The sequence below is a fragment of the Nocardioides segetis genome (assembly GCF_051390595.1).
Classification (GTDB): domain Bacteria; phylum Actinomycetota; class Actinomycetes; order Propionibacteriales; family Nocardioidaceae; genus Nocardioides.
On sequence record NZ_JBNINR010000010.1, the window covers coordinates 16,696 to 35,661 of the forward strand.

Below are 18,966 nucleotides of genomic sequence, written 5' to 3' on the forward strand. Positions count from 1 at the left end.
GCGTTGTCCGGATCAGGCCAACGGGTTGCGCGATTGAACCGATTCAACGACAGTGTGGCGGTCGTCACCGGACAACAGAAAGCGCAGTCGATGATCCGTCGCCTCCTCGTCGTCGCCCTGGAGGCGGTCGTGCTGACCGGCTCGCTGACCGCCGTCGCCCCGCTCGCCTCCGCCGGACCGCCGGCCGGGACCGGAGCGGTCGCCGCCGCGCCGTCCGAGAGCGCGGCCGGGAGCGCGCCGCGGGGGCTCTCCGTCAACGGCATCGCACGACCGGTCGACGTCGAGGGCACCCCGCTGTTCGGCTGGCATGTCGGCACGACCCACCAGACGGCGTACCAGGTGGTCGTCGCCAGCTCGCGCGATGGCGCGGCCTCGGGCGAGGGCGACGTGTGGGACAGCGGCCGGGTGGCCAGCAGCGACCAGCGGGGCATCGCCTACGACGGAGCCGCACTCGCGCCGGCGGAGCGCTACTACTGGGCGGTGCGGACCTGGGGCGACGACGACGCCGCGACGGCCTGGTCCGAGGTCGCTCAGTTCGGCACGGGCACGACGTGGGACGACTCGTCACCCATCTGGGCGCCGAGCGCGTCGAACTGGACCGACTACACCTTCGAGACCGACTTCACCGTCGTGGCCAACGCCGCCAGCGTGTTGTTCCGCGCGACGAGCTCGTCGTCGTTCTACCTGTGGCAGATCCGCAGCACCGGCGCCGCGACCGACCCCAACACGCTCAAGACCCACAGCGGCACCACCGCGATCGACACCACGAGCCTGGCCGACCACGGCCTGACCATCGACAACGGCACCACCCACACGCTGCGCCTCGAGATCGTCGGCACCACGGTGCGCACCTACATCGACGGCGTCCTCGTGCGCTCCGGCGACGACCACACGGCGTTCCCCAGCGGGGGGATCGGCTTCCGCACGGGCAGCACCGAGCAGGCCACCTTCGACGATGTCGTGGTGACCGATCGATCGGGGGAGGTCCTCTACAGCAACGACTTCAGTGGCGATGTCGCCGAGATGCCGACGCTCAGCGTCTCCGGCGGCAGGCTGGTCGTCGGCCCCTCGAAGCTGGACCTCGTCGCCGGGTCCTGGGCCGACTACACCTACACCGCCGACGTGACGGTGTCGGCGGTGGCGCTCGGGCTGCGCTTCCGCACCGACGAGAACGGCAACGGGTACATGTGGCAGTTGCGCGGTGCCGACAACACGATCGTGCCGCACAAGCAGTCGTCGGGCACCTATGCCACCCTCGGCAGCACCGTCAGCCTGCCGCCCGGCACGCTGGCCATCGGCAAGCGGGTCACGGTGCAGATCGCCGCCGTCGGGACGACGATCCGGACCTCGATCGACGGCGTCCTGGTCAGCACGGTCACCGACGCCTCCTACCGCCGCGGCTACGTCGGCGTGCGGACCGGCAACAGCGAGACGGGCATCGTGGACGACGTGTCGGTCACCGAACACCGCGGTGGCGGGAGCCTGCTCGCCGGCGACTTCGCCTCGGTCAACCCGTTCGCCTGCGGGTCGCTCGACGGCGGCGCGCTGACCGTGCCCAAGGCCGCCAACTGCCTGATCAGTGAGGCGGCGGTCAACTGGGCGTTCCTGCGCGCCGACGTCGAGCTGGCCGACAAGGACATCTCCTGGGGCGCGCTCTACGCGACGGGGACCAACGCCAAGCCGGCCAAGCAGTACGTCCACAAGACCTATCTCAACGGTGCCTTCGTGGGCCTCGGGCCCACCCAGTCGGTCGGGGCCGAGACCCGCTACGACGGCTACGACGTGACCGACCGGCTGCAGCGCGGCGCGACCAACACGATCGGTGCGCTGGCCTACACGACGAGTGGGCAGAAGTTCCAGGCCGAGCTCGTCGTCGAGTACGCCGACGGCACCCGGGACGTCTTCGGGTCCGGTTCGGCATGGCGCGCACTGAACGGGGCCGCCGTCCTCCCCAGCGCCGGCAGCATCGGCACCGGTGTCTACGCGGCCCCCAAGGAGAACCTCGACGCGCGTGCCTACCCGTGGGGCTGGGGCGAGCCCGGCTACGACGACGCCACCTGGGAGCCGGCCGCCGTGCGGCCGCCGATCGGTGAGCTGGCAGCGACGCCCACCGACAAGGTCCGCGAACGACTCGAGGATCCCGTCTCGATCACCCGGCTCGACGACGACAGCTACGTCGTCGACTTCGGACGCACGTGGATCGGCGGTGTGCACTACACCGTCGACGGCACCTCCGGCGCGACCGTCACGCTGCGCTTCGGGGAGGTGAAGAACGCCGACGGGACGGTCAAGCACAACCTGTCGACCGGCAACAACTACCAGGACGTCGTCACCCTCGCCGACGGCGAGCGGACGATCGACACGTGGGGAGCCCGGGTGTTCCGCTACCTCCAGGTCGACGGGGCGCCCGAGGAGGTCACCGCCGACAACCTCAAGGCGCTGGCGCTGGTCTACCCGTTCGATGCGGACGCCTCGACCTTCGCCTCCTCGGACGCGGACCTGGTCTCGGTCTACGAGCTGGCGAAGAACTCCATCGAGTCGGTCAACCTCAACTTCTACACCGACTCCTGGACCCGCGAGCGCATCAACTACGAGGCCGACGGCTACCTCCAGCAGATGTCGACGCTCTACCTGATGGACGACCTGTCCCTCGCGCGCTACTCGATGGACTACTTCAAGAACAACCGGACCTGGCCCACGGAGTGGCCGATCTACGTGGTGCTCGCCGTCCGCGACGCGTGGCAGCAGACCGGAGACACCAGTCAGATGGCCGCCTACTACGAGGTGCTGAAGACCAAGCTGCCGACCGCCTGGGTGGACCCGGCGACCGGCCTGGTGGGCAAGAGCAGTGGCGCGAACGGCTGCAGCAGCTCCACCGACTGCGACATCGTCGACTGGCCCGCGGCCGAGCGCGACGGCTATCAGTTCCGCACGTTCAACACGGTCGTCAACGCCCTGTCCTACCGCGCCTTCCGTGACATGGCCGAGATCGCCACCGCCCTCGGGAAGGACGCCGATGCCGCGACCTACACCGACCTGGCCGACGGCGTCCGCGCGGGACTCAACAGCAGGCTCTACGACTCCGCCACCGGCAGCTACGACGACGGTCTCGACGCCTCCTTGAACCCGTCCGGGCACAGTGCGGTGCACGCCAGCGCGTTCGCGCTCGCCTTCGGGGTGCCGGAGGACGACCAGCGCGCTGCGGTCGCGCAGTACGTCGGCTCGCGCGGGATGGTGTGCAGCGTCTACTGCGCGGCGTTCCTGGTGCAGGGCCTCTACGCGGGTGGCAACGGCCAGGCGGCGCTCGACATGCTGACGACGGGGACCGGGGTGCGCAGTTGGCTGCACATGATCGACCTCGGTGCGGGATCGACCATGGAGGCCTGGGACCCGTCGCTGAAGCCCAACCTCACCTATTCCCACCCGTGGGCCGCCTCACCGGCATTCAATGTCCCGTCCGGCCTGTTCGGCATCCGGCCGACCTCCGCGGGCTACGCGACCTTCGAGATCAGGCCACAGCCGGGCGACCTCGACTGGGCGGCCATCACGACCCCGACCGTGCGCGGCAGCGTCGGCGCGGCCTTCGACCACGCCTCCGACGGCGCGCTGCGCGTGGTGGCGTCGGTTCCCGGGAACACCCGGGGTTCGATCAGCCTGCCCACGACCGCGACCGGTCCCACGACGGTCTACGTCGACGGGGTGGCCCGCACCGTGACGCCGGAGGACGGCTACCTCGTCGTCCCGGACGTGACGGCGGGCTGTCACCTCGTCGCGACCGTCGCGGCTGTCGACGTCCCGCGTCGTCTCACCGACGTGTGCACCACCGACCTGGTCACGAGCCCACCGACCACGCCCGGCACGCCCGGCACGCCCGGCACGCCGCTGCCCGTGGCGGCCGCGCTCGAGCCGGAGGCCATCACCAAGCGGCGGGCGACGCTGGACCTGCGGCTGATCGCCCCCGACGTCCACGGGGCGCGGGTCGACATCGCCTCGTCCGACCACCGGGTGCTCGCCCCCGACGGCGTCCTGGTCGAAGGCGACGGCGCCCGTCGTCGCCTGGTGCTGACCCCGACCGGGGCGAAGGGGCGGGCACGGGTCACCGTGACGGTCACCGCGGGCGGGCGCACGGCGGCCGTGACGCTCACGGTCGTCCGCGGCGGCCCGCGTGGAGAGCGTCTGGTCGGCACCGGCGGGACGGACCTGATCTGGGGAGGCGCCGGCCGGGACCGGCTGATCGGCAAGGGCGGTGCCGATCTGCTCCACGGCGGAGGCGGAGCCGACGTGCTGCGCGGCGGCAGGGGAGACGACCACCTCGCCGGCGGCGGCGGACGCGACCGGGTGCGCGGCGGTGCGGGGGCCGACACGTTCTACGGACCCCGCCGGCGCGACGTGTGGGTGGACTTCCGGCGCCGGATCGACGCGGTTCGCCGGTGACCCGGATGATCTAGGGTCGATGCATGGGAGACGATGTCGCGGCCCAGGAGTTCACGCCCGCCGACCGGACCCGCTACCGGGAGAAGGTCCGCCGATGCCTCGACGTGTTCGAGCGGATGCTGCGCGAGTCGGCCTTCGACACCGACGATCCCTGGACCGGCGTCGAGGTGGAGCTCAACCTCGTCGACGACGCGGGTGACCCGGCGCTGCGCAACGCCGAGGTGCTGGAGGCCATCGAGGACCCCGACTTCCAGACCGAGCTCGGGCAGTTCAACATCGAGCTCAACCTGCCGCCCGGACCGCTGCGTGCCGGTGGTCTGGAGGGCTACGAGACCCAGCTGCGCGACAGCCTCAACCACGCCGAGCAGCGGGCCGCCGCGCTCGGGGCCCACCTGGTGATGATCGGCATCCTGCCGACTCTCGCCCCCGAGCACCTGCGTGCGGAGGTGATCAGCGCCAATCCCCGCTACCGGCTGCTCAGCGAGCAGATCCTGCGCGCCCGGGGAGAGGACATCCTCATCGACATCCGCGGCGTCGAGCGGCTCAACGCGACCGTCGACACGATCATGCCGGAGGCGGCCTGCACCAGCACCCAGTTCCATGTGCAGGTGAGCCCCGACCAGTTCGCGGCGTACTGGAACGCGTCGCAGGCCATCGCCGGCATCCAGCTCGCGGTGGCGGCCAACTCGCCCTACCTGCTGGGCAAGCACCTGTGGTCCGAGACCCGGATCCCGCTGTTCGAGCAGGCGACCGACACCCGCGGCGAGGAGCTCAAGGCGCAGGGGGTGCGGCCCCGCGTCTGGTTCGGTGAGCGGTGGATCACCTCGGTGTTCGACCTGTTCGAGGAGAACGTCCGCTACTTCCCGCCGTTGCTCCCGGTCCTCGACGAGGAGGACCCCCTCACCGTCCTGGAGGCGGGCGGCACGCCCAACCTCTCCGAGCTGCGGCTGCACAACGGCACGATCTACCGCTGGAACCGGCCGGTCTACGACATCACCGGCGGGCTGCCCCACCTGCGCGTCGAGAACCGGATCCTGGCGGCGGGGCCGACGGTCGTCGACACGGTCGCCAACGCGGCGTTCTACTTCGGGCTCGTCCGCGCGCTCGCCGAGAACGACCGCCCGCTGTGGTCGCAGATGTCGTTCAGCGCGGCCGAGGAGAACTTCCACAGCGCCGCCCGGTTCGGCATCGACGCCGACGTCTACTGGCCCCAGCTGGGCAAGGTGCGGGCCACCGAGCTCGTGGTGCGCCGGCTGCTCCCGCTGGCCCACGAGGGGCTGACCGCCTGGGGGGTGGACGCCGCGGAGGCGCACCGCTACCTCGACATCATCGAGCAGCGCTGCCTGAGCGGCACCAACGCCGCGGAGTGGTTCGCCCGGCGGGTGCAGGAGCGCGACGATGCCGACCGGTACGACGCCCTGCGGGCGGTGCTGGCCGACTACCGCACGCGGATGCACGACAACGAACCGGTCCACACCTGGGCCTGAGGCCGCCGCGGACGAGCACCGGGATCGACCCTTCGCTATCCGGCGGCACCGGCGCCCGCGTCATCCGCGTGATCCGCCTGGCCCGGCGGGCGGCGCAGCCGGGTCCACTGCCGGCCCACGCCGGAGCGCGGGTCGCGCCACGAGCGGCGGGTGACGACGACCAGGTCGAGGCGCACGCCGAGCTCGGCGCCGGCGCAGCCGACGGCGGCCGCCCAGGCGAGATCCTCGACGTCGTGACCCTCCGGGGTGCGGGTCAGCCAGACCAGGGGGACGACATCGCCGGCGAGGTGGTCACGGCACATCGCCTCCACGGCCTCGGTGCGCAGGGCGAGGTCGAGCGGGCCGTCGTCCGGCAGCGCGAAGGTGCGGACCCGGCCCCCGGGGATGCCGACGTGCAGGGCGGGCGGCAGCTGGCACCGGCCCTCGGCGGCCGCATGCTCGCGCACGGCGTGGCGCAGCACCCGCTGGAGCAGCGTCGGCACCGGCTCCTCGATCATGGCGGGAGCCTGCCTGATCCGCGGCGGTCGTGCGCGCGTCCTCCACAGGGGTCGGGCGACTACCAGTGGACGCCCCGGAAGAGCTGGGCCAGGAGCATCTGCTCGGTCTCGCGATGGTTGCTGCCGGGCGACTCCTCGGCCACGGCGGCCGCCTGGGAGGCGGGCCGCTGTCCCTTGGCCGCAGCGGAGTCCGGGAACACCTGGTAGGCCAGGTTGAGGATGCGGAAGGCGGTCCGCGGCGCGATCGTGTGCGCCAGCTCTCCCGCGGTGCCGAGCGCGGTGTTGATCTCATGCGGCTTGTCGACCATCGCCTTGATCACGACGTCGGCGGCCTGGGCCGGCGAGATGGTGGGGAACTTGTCGTAGATCTTCGTCGGCGCGATCATCGGCGTGCGCACCAGCGGCATGTGCACGTTGGTGAAGCTGATGCCGTGGCCGACGACCTCCGACGACACGACATTGCTCCAGGCGTCGAGCGCCGCCTTCGAGGCGACGTAGGCCGAGAAGCGCGGCGGGTTGGTCTGGACACCGATCGAGGAGATGTTGACGATGTGGCCCGACCGCTGGGCGTGCAGCTGCGGCATGAGCCCCATCACGAGCCGGATCGCACCGAAGTAGTTGAGCTGCATGGTGCGCTCGAAGTCGTGGAAGCGGTCCTGCGACAGCTTGAGCGAGCGCCGGATGGACCGGCCGGCGTTGTTGACGACGTAGTCGACGCTGGGCAGGTCCGTGACCAGCTGCTCGCAGAGCCGATCGATCGCCTCGAGGTCGGAGAGGTCACAGGCGAAGACCTCGGCACGGCCGCCGCGCTGCTCGATGATCGCCTTCGTGGCCTCGAGCTTCTCCTTGCCCCGGGCGACGAGCACCGGGACGCCGCCCGCCTGGGCGACCTTGAGCGCCACGACCTGGCCGATGCCGGAGGAGGCGCCGGTGATGACGACGTACCTGTCCTTGAGCGCGGCCACCGCCTTGGCGTCGCGACCGGTGGTGTCGTCGAGGTGCTCCTCCCAGTAGCCCCATAGTGCCCGGACGTAGGTCTCGAGCGGCGGCACCGCGATCCCGGAGCCCGCGAGGGCCCGCTCGGTGATCCGTGAGTCGAAGACCGAGGGGAAGGACGTGTGCGCGAGCACCTCGGCGGGGATGCCGAGCCGGCCGACGGTCTGGTCGAGGATCCGCTGCGCGGGCGCGGAGCGGACCACGGCGTTCATCACGTTCAGCGGGCGCAGCGCGCGGGGGATCAGCCCGAGCGGGCCGGCAGAGGTGATCGACCGGTCGACGGGGGTGGCGAAGCGCGGCGCGCCGGCCGCCGCGCAGAACGCGTTGATCATCTCGATCACCGGCTGCGGCTCCGGGTTGACCAGGTGGAAGGTCTCGCCGTCGCGGTCGGGCAGGTGCGCGAGGTGGTCCATCGCCTTGGCGACGTAGTCGACCGGCACCAGGTTGGTGTCGCCGAGGTCGAGCCCGACGAGCGGCAGCCAGGCGGGCAGCGCGTCGCGCAGGCGCTTGATCAGCGGGAAGAAGTAGTAGGGGCCGTCGATCTTGTCCATCGCGCCAGTCTCGGAGTGGCCCACCACGATGGCCGGCCGGTAGACCCGCCAGGGGATGGCGGCCTCGTCGCGGACGATCTTCTCCGACTCGTACTTCGTGCGGTGGTACGGCGAGGGCAGCGGCTGTCCCTCCTCGAACATCGTCTCGTCGAACCGGCCGTGGTGGTCGCCGGCCGCCGCGACGGACGACACCTGGTGGAAGCAGCCGGCGCGCAGCTCCTCGGCCAGGCCGAGCGCATGGCGGGTGCCGTCGATGTTCATCGCGTCGTTGGTCGCGTCGTCGGCCGTGATGTCGTAGATCGCGGCGAGATGGAGGAAGTGGTCGATCGTCCCGGCGTGCTCGGTGACCCAGTCCGGGTCGACGCCGAGGCGCGGCCGGGTCAGGTCGCCGACGACCGGTCGCACCCGGTCGGACCCCCATTGCCGGATCAGGGCCTCCATGCGCGGGAGCGAGGACGCACGTACGAGCACGAACACCGGGCCCTCGCGGCGCTCGACGAGCTCGGCAACGAGGTGGCGCCCGATGAACCCGGTGGCGCCGGTCACGAAGTAGGCCATGCGCGCACGCTACGCGCTTTTACAACGGTCGGCAGCGCGGCGGGAGGCGACCTCCGGGAACTTGCTTTGCTTTCGCGTCGCCGGAGACGCGCTCGACCGAATTTACTGGTCGCCGCCGCCGAACATGATCTCGTCCCAGCTCGGCACCGAGGCGCGGCCGCGCTTCTTCTGCACCGGGCGACGGTGCCGCGCGCGCTCGGTCTCGCCGGGCTCCTCGGCCGGGTCGGCCGCGGGCTCCGCGGTCGGCTCCGCGGTGGCGCGGATCGGCTCGTCGGCGACCGGGGGCGCGGGCGGCGCGGGCGGAGCGGGCGGCGCTGTCCGGCCCAGGGGCTCGGCGGCCTCGCCGGTTGCGAGGTCCAGCGCCTGGTCGACGTCGGCGTCGGTGAGGTCGCCCAGCGGCAGCTCCTCGGGAACGGCCGCCAGGCGGCGCTCGCGGACCTGCTGGAGGTCGTCCCGGGCCGGTGCGGCGGGAGGCAGGACGTCGCCGATGAGCCAGCGGGCGTCGTCGTTGTCGGAGAGCACGTAGTTGCCCGGGGCGTCGTAGGTGAACCGCGCGACGCCGCCGCGCTCGGCCGTCTCGAAGGTCCCGGTGAGCACCCAGCGGCCGGTGTCGCGCCGGTAGGCGTCCCACACCACGGCCTCGGGGTCGCCGCCACGCCCGCGCAGGTGACCCGCGACGGCGTCGCCGAGCACCCGGCTCTGGGTGCCGCCGGACGCGGGCTGGCTCTCGCCCGGCGTACGGCGCACCGACGCCTTCTGCGCACGCTCGGCGATGTGCTCGCGCTCCGCGAGCACCGGCGCGACGTAGGGCATGATCGCGTCGACGGTCGTGCCGGCGGCCTCCGCGACCGCCTCGGCGGACTCGCCGGAGCGGATCCGGGTCTGGATCTCGCGGGGCCGGATGCTGCTGCTCATCGAGGTCTCCAATCGGCGCGGTGACTCACCGCGCACCGCAACTCGCAGGTCGGGCGTGATGTCGAGTGTGAACGCACCGCCCTGGTCGTCCACGAGGAGCAGACGGCGCCGGTCGGGACCGCCGGCCTGCTCGGGCGCGAGGGTCAGGCGCACGGGGCGACCGGTGCCGCCCTGGTCCGCCGTGTCGCTCATGCTGCCCTCGGGTCGTGTGCCTGCTGCTGTCGTTGTCGCTGCTGTCTGCCTGCTCATCTGTCCGGCCGAGCCTACGCCCCCCACCGGGCCCGTCCGCGGACGTAGAGCCAGGTGTCGCCCTGCTGCCGGAAGCGGCTGATCTCGTGCAGGGACCCGGGCTCGCCGTCGCGGGAGTAGCGCGCGACGAACTCCACCATGCCGCGCCGGTCCCCGGCCCCTCCGTCCTGTGCCGCCAGCACCTCGAGCCCGGTCCAGGTGATCCTGTCGTCGAGCTGCAGCGACGGCGGTCGGGTGGCCGGGTGCCAGGTGTGGAGCAGGTACGAGGCGAGACCCTTGACGAAGGCCGAGTAGCGCGACCGCATCAGCGCCTCGGCCGTCGGAGCCGTGCCCGGGTCCCGGTGGTAGGGGCGACAGCACGCGTCGTAGGTCAGGCCCGAGTCGCAGGGGCACGCCGGCCGCCCCGACGGGCTCGACACCTCACTCACCGAGCACCCGGTCGAGATAGGCGTTGGTGAACACCCGGTCGGGGTCGAGCCGGTCGCGCAGGGCGAGGACCTCGGGCAGGCGCGGGTAGAGGCCCGCGATGTCGGCGGCCCCGAGGGTGTGCAGCTTCCCCCAGTGCGGACGGCCGCCATGAGCGCGCAGGATCGGCTCCATCGTCGCGAAGTACGCCGTGTGGTCGGCGCGCCGGTGGGTGTGGAAGGCCAGGTAGAACGAGTCGCGCCCGGAGGACGTCGACAGCGGCACGTCGTCGCTCGGTGCGACCCGGATTTCGACCGGGAAGGAGACGGCGAGCCCGGAGCGCTCGAACGCCGTGCGGCACTCCCGCAGCACGGCGAGGCCGGCCTCGCGCGGGACGGCGTACTCCATCTCGCGGAAGACGACCCGACGCTCGGTCGTGAAGACGCGGTGGGCGATGTCGGTGTAGGTGCGGGGACCGAGCAGGCGGGAGGCGAACCGGTTGGCCGCGGGGATGGCGCGCGGCGCGAGGTTGAGGGCCGCGGTCTGCGCGCCGAAGACGGTGTTGGACAGCAGGTCGTCGTCGAGCCAGGCACGCCAGCGGGGGAGCGGCTCGGCCGCGGCGAGGTCGGTGCCGACGCGGGTGTTGCGCTTGGTGAGCATCCGGTCGGAGTGGGGGAACCAGTACATGTCGACGTGGTCGTGCGCGGCGGTGAGGTCGTCGAAGGACGCCATCGCGTCGTTCCACGACATCGGCCGCTCCTCGGCACGGAGCAGGAAGAGGGGTTCGACGGCGAAGGTGACGGTGGTCAGCACGCCGAGCGCCCCGAGACCGACCCGGGCCAGGTCGAGGACGTCGGGGTTCTCGGTGGCCGTGGCCCGCACCACCTCGCCGGTGCCGGTGACGAGCTCCAGGCCGACGACCTGGGCGGCGAGGCCCGCGGCCCGGCCGCCGGTGCCGTGGGTCCCGGTCGAGATCGCGCCCGCGAGCGTCTGCTCGGCGATGTCGCCCATGTTGTGCAGGCTGAGCCCGAGCCGGGCGAGCTCGGCGTTGAACACCTTGAGCTGGGTGCCCGCGAGGGCGGTGACGGTCATCGCCTCGCGGTCGACGCCGACGATGCCGCGCATCCGGTCGGGACGCAGGTGCACGTCGCGCGGCGTCGCGATCCCGGTGAAGCTGTGCCCGGTGCCGGCAGCCTTCACGGTCCGGCCCGCGGCGCGCGCGGAGGTCACCGCGGCGGCGATCTCGGCCGCGTCGGCGGGCACGACGACGTCGAGCCCGCTCGCCGACTCCAGGCCCGACCAGTTACGCCAGGCGCTCGACAGGGAGGTGCTCATGAGGACGCACGCTATCCGGGAGCGCCGGCATGCGGGTCATCAGCGCACCGAACAGGGCCAGTGCGCCGCCCACGAGACAGACCAGGTACGCCGGCGACGCGCCCGCGTGGTCGATCACGACGCCGGCGATCGCGGCTCCCGGGGCCAGGCCGACCGCGAGACCGGTCTGGATGAACGCCATGCCCTCGGTGAGCCGGGCCGGTGGCAGCACCTGCTCGGCCAGCGACATCGCGGCGATGAGCGTGGGGGAGACCGCGACCCCGCCGAGCAGCAGCACGACCGCCATCAGCGGGATGCTCGGCACGAGGGCGAGAGGTGCGGCGGCCAGCATCATCCCGAACGCGCCGATCCGGAGCCGGGCGCGCGGACCGCGCCGCCAGGTGATCGCGCCGGACACGACGCCGGCCAGGAGGCTGCCGAACGCCCAGATGCCCAGCAGCGCGCCGGCCAGGGAGCGGTGGCCCTGCTCGTCGGCGAAGGCGACGGTCACGACCTCCGCCGCGCCGAAGACGACACCGAGGGCCGCGGCGACCAGCGTCAGCGGAGCGATGGCGCTCCAGGGCATGGGTGCGCGAGCGACGCTCGTCGAGGCCCGCGGGTGCGCCGGCGGCTCGGTGGCGCGCTGGGCCGCGAAGACGTACGTGCCCGCGAGACCGCAGGCGAGCGCCGTGAGGAGGCCGGCGGACGGGTGGACGCTCGTGGCGAGCATGGTCACGGCGATCGGGCCGAAGAGGAAGACCGCCTCGTCGCCGACGGCCTCGAACGAGAAGGCCGTGTGCAGCCGCTCCGGTCGGTCGGCGAGGTGGTGCGACCAACGGGCCCGCACGCACGATCCGACCGACGGCAGGAAGGCGCCCGTCAGTGCCGCGAACGCGTACGTCGTCGCGTGCGGCCATCCCGCCTGGAGCGAGGCCATCGTCAGGCTGAGCCCGACGCCCCACATCGTGATCACGACGGGCAGCACCCGGCTCTGTCCGAGCCGGTCGATGAGACGTCCCTGCACGATCGCGAAGCAGGCATTGGCGATCAGCGCCACGGCCGAGACGGAGCCCGCGAAGCCGTAGGAGCCGGTCTCGTGCTCGGCCAGCAGGACGATCCCGAGGCCCACCATCGAGATGGGCAGGCGTGCGACGAGACCGGTCAGGCTGAACAGTGCCGTCGCGGGGGTGAAGATCTGGCGATAGGTCTGCAACATTGCGTCGCTATCGTCCTCCCTACGATGGGCGGGTGCCCAATTCTCAGCAGGCCCGGCCGGATCCCACTTCACGCGACGACGCGTCCTCGACCGCGCCCTACGACGCACTGCTGCTGGTGTCGTTCGGCGGACCCGAGGGTCCCGAGGACGTCGTGCCGTTCCTCGAGAACGTCACCCGGGGCCGGGGCATTCCGCGCGAGCGGCTCGAGGCGGTGGGGGAGCACTACTTCCTCTTCGGTGGCCGCTCGCCGATCAACGACCAGAACAAGGCGCTGATCGCGGCGGTCGAGAAGGACCTCGCCGACCACGGCCTGGACCTGCCGGTCTACTGGGGCAACCGCAACTGGGCGCCCTATCTCGCCGACACCGTCGCGCAGATGGCGGCCGACGGCGTACGCCGCGCGCTGTGCCTGGTGACGTCCGCGTACTCGTCGTGGTCGAGCTGTCGGCAGTACCTCGACAACCTCGAGGCGGCGGGTGCGGCGGTGCCGGAGGGACTCGTCGCGCCCCGCCTGGACAAGATCCGGGCCTACTACAACCATCCCGGCTTCGTCGCCGCGAACGTCGACGGCGTGCTCGCCGCACTGGCCGACCTGCCCGACGAGGTCCGCGACGGCGCGCGCCTGGTGTTCGTCACGCACTCCATCCCGATCGCGATGAGCGACGGCAGCGGGCCTCCGCCGGATCGAGCAGAGAGCGGTGCCTACGTCGCCCAGCACCTCGACGTCGCCGAGGTCGTGGCCGCGCAGGTGGCCGCCCGGACCGGCGTCGACCGCCCGCACGAGCTCGTCTACTGCTCGCGCTCGGGAGCGCCGCACGTGCCCTGGCTGGAGCCGGACGTCAACGACCGGCTCGAGGAGCTCGCCGCTGCGGGGACCGCCGCCGTGGTCCTGATCCCGGTCGGCTTCGTCTCCGACCACATGGAGGTCGTCTACGACCTCGACACCGAGGCGCTCGCGACCGCCGAGCGACTGGGCCTCCCGGCCCGGCGGGCGTCGTCGGCCGGCACCCACCCGGCGTTCGTGAGCGCCGTACGCGAGCTGGTCCTCGAGCGGGCCGCCGCGGAGCGGGGCGAGGAGCCCGACCGGCCGGCGCTGGGGGTGCGCGGCGCATCGCACGACCGCTGCCCGCTCGGCTGCTGCTCCGGCACCCGATGAGCGATGGGCCCGCGGCGCTGCGTGCACTGGCCGAGCAGGTCGCCCGCGCCGCCGCCGTCCTGGTGCGCGAGCACGCCGCACGCGGCGTGTCCGTCGCCGCCACCAAGTCCAGCGACATCGACGTCGTCACCGCCGCCGACCGGGCCGCCGAGGAGCTGATCCGCCGGCTGGTGCTCGAGGCCCGCCCCGACGACGCCTTCCTCGGCGAGGAGGGCGACGACGTACCCGGCACCTCGGGCGTGCGCTGGATCGTCGACCCGATCGACGGCACGGTGAACTTCCTCTACGGCATCCCCGAGTACGCCGTCTCGATCGCGGCCGAGGTCGACGGCGAGGTCGTCGCCGGCGTGGTGATGGACGTCGCCAAGGACGTGCTCTACGCCGCCCACACCGGTGGTCCGCCGACCCGGGACGGCAGGCCCCTCGCCGTGCGCGGCCCGGCCCCGCTGGCACACCGACTGGTCGCCACCGGCTTCAACTACACCCGGCCGGTCCGCGAGATCCAGGCCGCCGCGACCGCGCGACTGCTGCCGCACGTCCGTGACATCCGGCGGACGGGCTCGTGCGCGCTGGACCTGTGCCGCGTGGCCGAGGGGGCGCTCGACGGATACGTCGAGGAGGGGGTCCACCTGTGGGACCACGCCGCCGGCGGCCTGATCGCCCGTCTCGCCGGAGCGCGGTTGCTGGTCACCGTCGGCGCGGCCGGCCGGGAGGCGGTGGTGTGTGGCCCCGATCACGGCTTCGACGAGCTCGTGGAGGCCGCGCGGGCCGCGGGCTTCCTACGGGAATAGCCGCCGGCCGGGCGCTGTTCTGGCGACTCGCATCGACCCGGGTATCGCGAACCGGACCCGATGGTGCACAATCTGCCGCGCCCACCCGCACGACCAGAGCGGCTGGCGGCCAGCTGAGGGGAGAGAGCACACACGTCATGGCGACTGACTACGACGCACCGCGCAAGAACGAGGACGAGCAGTCCGAGGAGAGCATCGAAGAGCTCAAGGCGCGCCGCCACGACAAGAACTCCGGCAAGGTCGACGAGGACGAGGCCGAGGCAGCTGAGTCGTTCGAGCTGCCCGGCGCCGACCTGTCCCATGAGGAGCTCGCCGTCGAGGTGAAGCCCAAGCAGGACGACGAGTTCACCTGCATGAGCTGCTTCCTGGTCCACCACCGCAGCCAGCTGGCGGACCCCAAGAAGATGATCTGCAAGGACTGCGTCTAGTCCTGCACCAGCACCAACGACCTGCCCGCGGCCTGGGTCAGGCGTCGCCCTGACGCAGGCCCGGGGGCAGGTGACCGGTCGACCTCAGGTAGTAGTTGGCGGCCCGCCGCTGCGCCAGCATCTTGGCGAGGGCGATGAACGTGCCGCTGACGGCGGCCCAGGCGACGGCCTCCCAGACGTCGACATCCGGATCGGCCGGGTTGACCGGGGGCTTCTTGCCCGTCGCGACCCTCCAACTGGTGTCGAGACCCTTCTTCGCGACGGCCGCCGAGCCGAGCGCGGCGACGAGGGAGAGGGCCGACCAGACCTTGGAGCTGTCCTTTGCCATGCTCCCGAGCCTACTGGAGAGTTCGGCTCGGCCCGGACGGTCCCGGCCGGTCCGCTCGGTCCCGCTCGGTCCGGGCCGCCGTCGGCGGCTACTGGTCGGCGGCGTGGCCCGCCCGCACGGCGTTGAGCGCGTCGGCGAGTGCCCGCGGATGGCGCGAGCTGACCAACCAGTACGGCGCGGGGTCCGCTGGGTCGGTGATCTCCACCTTGACCGACCGGCGCAGGTAGGGACGGAGCAGGAGATAGGCGCGCGCGTCGGCCTCGGGGCCCGAGACGCGCCGGGTGCGCTCGGCGTCGAGGGCCTCCGCCGTGCCGACGTACGTCATCTCGATCCGTGCCCGTCCGGCGCGGAACCAGCCGTCGGTGACCGCGATGCGCGCGCCGCCGTACGCGCGCAGCGCCGCGGCCATGGCGGCCATCACGACGCCGGTCACCGTCCAGGCCAACCAGGCGGCGTGACCGATGAGGGCCACGATGAGGGTGAGCCAGAGGGTCGCGACCAGCATGGTGCCCTGCGCCCACCACCGCAGCGGAACCCGCAGGCGCTCCTGGTAGCTCGCACTCTCGCTCACGGGGAGGATGATCCCACCCGCCCGGTGAGGACCTGTCGCTAGGGTCTCCCCGTGCCCGACGACGCCTCCGTGGACTCCGCCGGCGATCTGGTGATCGCCGTCCAGCAGCTCGACCCCGGTCTGCCGTTGCCCGCCTACGCCCACCCGGGCGACGCGGGCGCCGACCTCGTGACGGGCGTGGACGTCGACCTGGCGCCCGGGGAGCGGGCACTGGTGCCGACCGGGATCGCCGTCGCGCTGCCCGAGGGGTACGTCGCGCTGGTCCACCCGCGCTCCGGTCTGGCGGCGCGCCACGGCCTGTCCATCGTCAACACCCCGGGAACCGTGGATGCGGGCTACCGTGGAGAGATCAAGGTGCTGCTGATCAACCACGATCCGGTGGAGGCGATCACGCTGCGCCGGGGAGACCGCATCGCCCAGCTGGTGGTGCAGCGGGTGGAGCGGGCCCGGTTCGAGCCGGTCACCGCCCTTCCGGAGAGCGTGCGTGGCAGTGGCGGCTACGGTTCGACCGGAGGGTTCCGGCAGTGACGGACCCGAAGGGCGTCACCTGGCGGACAGGGGGCGTGACAGGCGTGACGAGGAGGACACAGTGAGGCTGCGGCGCAAGGCTGTCGACCCGATGGTCGAGGGCACGGGGGGAGAGACCGCCGGGCCCGAGGAGGCGACGGCGAGCGCCGACGCCGGCGTCGGCCCGTTCGACGTCGACGACCTCCCCGAGGACGGCGTCGCCCGTCTCGACCTCGGCTCGCTGCTGGTGGCTCCGTCCGACGGCAGGGAGCTGCGGGTCCAGGTCGACGAGGCGTCCGGCGCGGTGCGTGCCGTGCTGCTGGCCACCGACTCCGGCGCGCTCGAGCTGCGCGCCTTCGCGGCACCCCGCAACGGCGACCTGTGGAGCGAGATCCGCCCGCAGATCGCGGCCGACGCCGCGCGCCGGGGCGGCACCGCCACCGAGCGGGAGGGCAGGTTCGGCACCGAGCTCGTGTGCGAGGTCCGACTCACCCGGCCCGACGGACAGGTCGGCACCCAGACGTCGCGGGTGATCGGCATCAACGGGCCCCGCTGGCTGCTGCGGGCCACCCTGCTCGGCGATCCCGCCCGCGATCCGGACACGGCCGACGCCTGGGAGGCGGCCATCGAGCAGGTCGCGGTGCGGCGGGGCAACCACGCGATGCCCGTCGGCGAGCAGCTCCCGCTCTCCCTGCCCGAGGGCGCCACGCCGCGGGCCGTCCCGGCGACCTGACCGAGGACGGGACGAGGCCAGCGCATGCGCACCAAGAGCCGCCTGAGGCGCACGATCAGCAGATGGGCCAACCCCGACGAGGCCGAGGCCCGCGATCTCCGCAAGACCTTCGGCGGCGACGGCGTGATGTCCATCGGCGATGCGCCGGACCGTGAGCCGGTGCGGCTGCGCGGCACGCTGCGCACGGTCACCCTCCGCCCGCGCGGCGGCGTCCCCGCCCTCGAGGCGGAGCTGTACGACGGCACGGGGACGGTGACCGTGATCTGGCTCGGCCGGCGCCGGATCGCCGGCATCGGGCCGGGCCGCGCGCTCGAGGTCCGCGGCCGGGTCGGCACCCAGGACGGCCACCGGACGCTCTACAACCCGAGGTACGAGCTGCTGTGAGCACACCGACTCCCGCGATCGGCGTCGACACCGTCGAGGCGCTCGTCCGCCGCCAGCTCGCGGCCGCACTGGGCGGGCGACGCGGCATGGTCGAGGCCGCCGTCCCCGGCGTCGTGTTCACCGTGGTCTGGCTGACGACCAAGGAGCTCCAGTGGGCCCTGATCGGCAGCCTCGTGGTCGCCGGCCTGGCCCTGCTGGCCCGGGTGGTGCAGCGCTCCAGCACCCAGTACGTCCTCAATGCCGTCTTCGGCATCGGCATCGGCTGGGTCTTCGTGCGCTGGGCCGAGAGCTCCGGCGGCTCGGAGTCCGACCAGGCGCTGGCGTTCTTCCTGCCGGGCATCTTGATGAGCCTCGGCTACACCATCGTGCTCGGGTTCACCTGCCTGATCGGCTGGCCGATGCTCGGCTTCATGCTCGGCGGCGTCACGGGCGACGCGACCGCCTGGCACGACGACCGCCAGATCGTGCGGCTGTGCAGCCGGCTCACCTGGGTGATGCTGCTGCCCGGCGCGGTCGGGGTGCTCCTGCAGGGACCGGTGTGGCTGCTGGGCCACAGCGGTCGCCTCGACGCCGACCAGGCGGTCGTGCTCATCCTGATCCTGCGCACCGGCCTGGGCTGGGTGCTGCGGATCGGGTCGTGGTCGGTGATGATCTGGCTGCTCGCCCGCAACGCGACCCCGCTGGAGCCCCCGGTGGAGTCCCCGGTGGAGTCCCCGGTGGAGACTCCCGCGGACTCGCCCCGGACCGAGCCCGACCCGGCGTAGCTACTTCGCCGGGTGCGAGCCCGGTGCCAGCAGGCGCTCCAGCTCGTCCTCGGCCTCGGCCGGGACGACGAACAGCAGCTCGTCGCCGGACTCGACCGGCTGCTCCGGGGTCGGGACGTAGACCTGCCCGTCGCGCAGGATCGAGACCAGGGCGCAGTTCTCCGGCAGCGGGATCAGGCCGGACTCCTTGCCGACGTACGGCGAGTCCGCGGGCAGGGTCATCTCGACCAGGTTGGCGTTGCCCTGCCGGAAGGTGAACAGGCGCACCAGGTCGCCGACCGTCACCGCCTCCTCGACCAGCGCGGACATGATCCGGGGGGTCGACACGTTGACGTCGACGCCCCACGCCTCGGTGAACAGCCACTCGTTGTTGGGGTGGTTGACCCGGCCGACGGTGCGGGGCACGCCGAACTCGGTCTTGGCGAGCAGCGCCGTGACCAGGTTGGCCTTGTCGTCGCCCGTGGCGGCGATGACGACGTCGCAGCGGTCCAGCCGCGCCTCCTCCAGCGAGGACAGCTCGCAGGAGTCGGCCAGCAGCCACTCCGCGTCGGGGACCCGCTCGGGACGGATCGAGGCGGGGGACTTGTCGATCAGCAGCACCTCGTGGCCGTTCTCGATCAGCTCGCGGGCGATCGAGCGGCCGACGGCACCTGCTCCGGCGATGGCGACTCTCATGTGTCT

At 72.5% G+C, this 18,966-nt stretch carries 18 protein-coding genes; 9 read left to right on the forward strand and 9 right to left on the reverse strand.

Annotated elements, in window-relative coordinates; genetic code table 11:
- The first annotated feature begins 90 nt into the window (after positions 1 to 90).
- Together ACPZVR_RS17115 and ACPZVR_RS17120 are read left to right on the forward strand one after the other, a co-directional pair.
- On the forward strand, positions 91 to 4,434 hold the full coding sequence (locus tag ACPZVR_RS17115; RefSeq protein ID WP_436700847.1) for a family 78 glycoside hydrolase catalytic domain: 4,344 nt from the start codon (positions 91 to 93) through the stop codon (positions 4,432 to 4,434).
- 23 nt (positions 4,435 to 4,457) lie between these two features.
- Positions 4,458 to 5,921: a glutamate-cysteine ligase family protein gene (locus tag ACPZVR_RS17120; protein ID WP_436700848.1), complete on the forward strand. Its 1,464-nt coding sequence runs from the start codon at positions 4,458 to 4,460 to the stop codon at positions 5,919 to 5,921.
- Between the two features lie 35 nt (positions 5,922 to 5,956).
- Here ACPZVR_RS17120 and ACPZVR_RS17125 read toward each other — a convergent pair whose 3' ends face one another.
- The 6 genes from ACPZVR_RS17125 to ACPZVR_RS17150 form a co-directional block, all read right to left on the reverse strand.
- Positions 5,957 to 6,418 (reverse strand): hypothetical protein, encoded by a 462-nt coding sequence (locus ACPZVR_RS17125; protein ID WP_436700849.1) that lies wholly within the window; start codon positions 6,416 to 6,418, stop codon positions 5,957 to 5,959.
- 59 nt (positions 6,419 to 6,477) lie between these two features.
- Positions 6,478 to 8,523, reverse strand: a complete 2,046-nt coding sequence (locus ACPZVR_RS17130; RefSeq protein WP_436700850.1) for an SDR family oxidoreductase — start codon at positions 8,521 to 8,523, stop codon at positions 6,478 to 6,480.
- A gap of 102 nt (positions 8,524 to 8,625) precedes the next feature.
- The gene (sepH, locus tag ACPZVR_RS17135) at positions 8,626 to 9,630 is read right to left on the reverse strand and encodes a septation protein SepH (protein ID WP_436700851.1); all 1,005 of its coding nucleotides are present in this window, start codon (positions 9,628 to 9,630) and stop codon (positions 8,626 to 8,628) included.
- A 71-nt stretch (positions 9,631 to 9,701) separates the two neighbouring features.
- A complete protein-coding gene (locus tag ACPZVR_RS17140; RefSeq protein WP_436700852.1) occupies positions 9,702 to 10,115 on the reverse strand; it encodes a YchJ family protein in 414 nt (137 codons plus the stop codon).
- Positions 10,108 to 11,427 carry a D-arabinono-1,4-lactone oxidase gene (locus tag ACPZVR_RS17145; RefSeq protein ID WP_436700853.1) on the reverse strand — a complete coding sequence of 440 codons (1,320 nt, stop codon included), beginning with the start codon at positions 11,425 to 11,427 and terminating at the stop codon, positions 10,108 to 10,110. The genes ACPZVR_RS17140 and ACPZVR_RS17145 overlap by 8 nt, the downstream gene beginning before the upstream one ends.
- Positions 11,396 to 12,622 carry an MFS transporter gene (locus ACPZVR_RS17150; RefSeq protein ID WP_436700854.1) on the reverse strand — a complete coding sequence of 409 codons (1,227 nt, stop codon included), beginning with the start codon at positions 12,620 to 12,622 and terminating at the stop codon, positions 11,396 to 11,398. The genes ACPZVR_RS17145 and ACPZVR_RS17150 overlap by 32 nt, the downstream gene beginning before the upstream one ends.
- Before the next feature lie 32 nt (positions 12,623 to 12,654).
- Between ACPZVR_RS17150 and ACPZVR_RS17155 the strand changes: the two genes are divergently transcribed.
- The 3 genes from ACPZVR_RS17155 to ACPZVR_RS17165 all read left to right on the forward strand — a co-directional run bounded on the left by ACPZVR_RS17155 (position 12,655) and on the right by ACPZVR_RS17165 (position 14,998).
- Positions 12,655 to 13,779 carry a ferrochelatase gene (locus ACPZVR_RS17155; RefSeq protein WP_436700855.1) on the forward strand — a complete coding sequence of 375 codons (1,125 nt, stop codon included), beginning with the start codon at positions 12,655 to 12,657 and terminating at the stop codon, positions 13,777 to 13,779.
- Positions 13,776 to 14,570: an inositol monophosphatase family protein gene (locus ACPZVR_RS17160; protein WP_436700856.1), complete on the forward strand. Its 795-nt coding sequence runs from the start codon at positions 13,776 to 13,778 to the stop codon at positions 14,568 to 14,570. Before ACPZVR_RS17155 ends, ACPZVR_RS17160 begins: the two co-directional genes overlap by 4 nt.
- 137 nt (positions 14,571 to 14,707) lie before the next feature.
- The gene (locus ACPZVR_RS17165) at positions 14,708 to 14,998 is read left to right on the forward strand and encodes a DUF4193 domain-containing protein (protein ID WP_436700858.1); all 291 of its coding nucleotides are present in this window, start codon (positions 14,708 to 14,710) and stop codon (positions 14,996 to 14,998) included.
- A 37-nt stretch (positions 14,999 to 15,035) separates the two neighbouring features.
- Here ACPZVR_RS17165 and ACPZVR_RS17170 read toward each other — a convergent pair whose 3' ends face one another.
- Complete coding sequence (locus ACPZVR_RS17170; protein WP_436700859.1) at positions 15,036 to 15,326, reverse strand: DUF4235 domain-containing protein; 291 nt, start codon at positions 15,324 to 15,326, stop codon at positions 15,036 to 15,038.
- Positions 15,327 to 15,414: 88 nt separating this feature from the next.
- A complete protein-coding gene (locus tag ACPZVR_RS17175; protein WP_436700860.1) occupies positions 15,415 to 15,897 on the reverse strand; it encodes a DUF3093 domain-containing protein in 483 nt (160 codons plus the stop codon).
- A 51-nt stretch (positions 15,898 to 15,948) separates the two neighbouring features.
- On the opposite strand from ACPZVR_RS17175, the gene dut reads away from it, so the two are divergent.
- From dut to ACPZVR_RS17195, 4 genes are all read left to right on the forward strand, one after another.
- Positions 15,949 to 16,425 (forward strand): dUTP diphosphatase, encoded by a 477-nt coding sequence (gene dut, locus ACPZVR_RS17180; protein ID WP_436700861.1) that lies wholly within the window; start codon positions 15,949 to 15,951, stop codon positions 16,423 to 16,425.
- Between the two features lie 61 nt (positions 16,426 to 16,486).
- A complete protein-coding gene (locus tag ACPZVR_RS17185) occupies positions 16,487 to 17,137 on the forward strand; it encodes a DUF3710 domain-containing protein (protein ID WP_436700862.1) in 651 nt (216 codons plus the stop codon).
- 24 nt (positions 17,138 to 17,161) lie between these two features.
- A complete protein-coding gene (locus ACPZVR_RS17190; protein ID WP_436700863.1) occupies positions 17,162 to 17,521 on the forward strand; it encodes an OB-fold nucleic acid binding domain-containing protein in 360 nt (119 codons plus the stop codon).
- Positions 17,518 to 18,285, forward strand: a complete 768-nt coding sequence (locus ACPZVR_RS17195; protein WP_436700864.1) for a DUF3159 domain-containing protein — start codon at positions 17,518 to 17,520, stop codon at positions 18,283 to 18,285. The genes ACPZVR_RS17190 and ACPZVR_RS17195 overlap by 4 nt, the downstream gene beginning before the upstream one ends.
- Here ACPZVR_RS17195 and ACPZVR_RS17200 read toward each other — a convergent pair whose 3' ends face one another.
- Positions 18,286 to 18,960 (reverse strand): potassium channel family protein, encoded by a 675-nt coding sequence (locus ACPZVR_RS17200; protein WP_436700865.1) that lies wholly within the window; start codon positions 18,958 to 18,960, stop codon positions 18,286 to 18,288.
- Positions 18,961 to 18,966 lie beyond the last annotated feature (6 nt).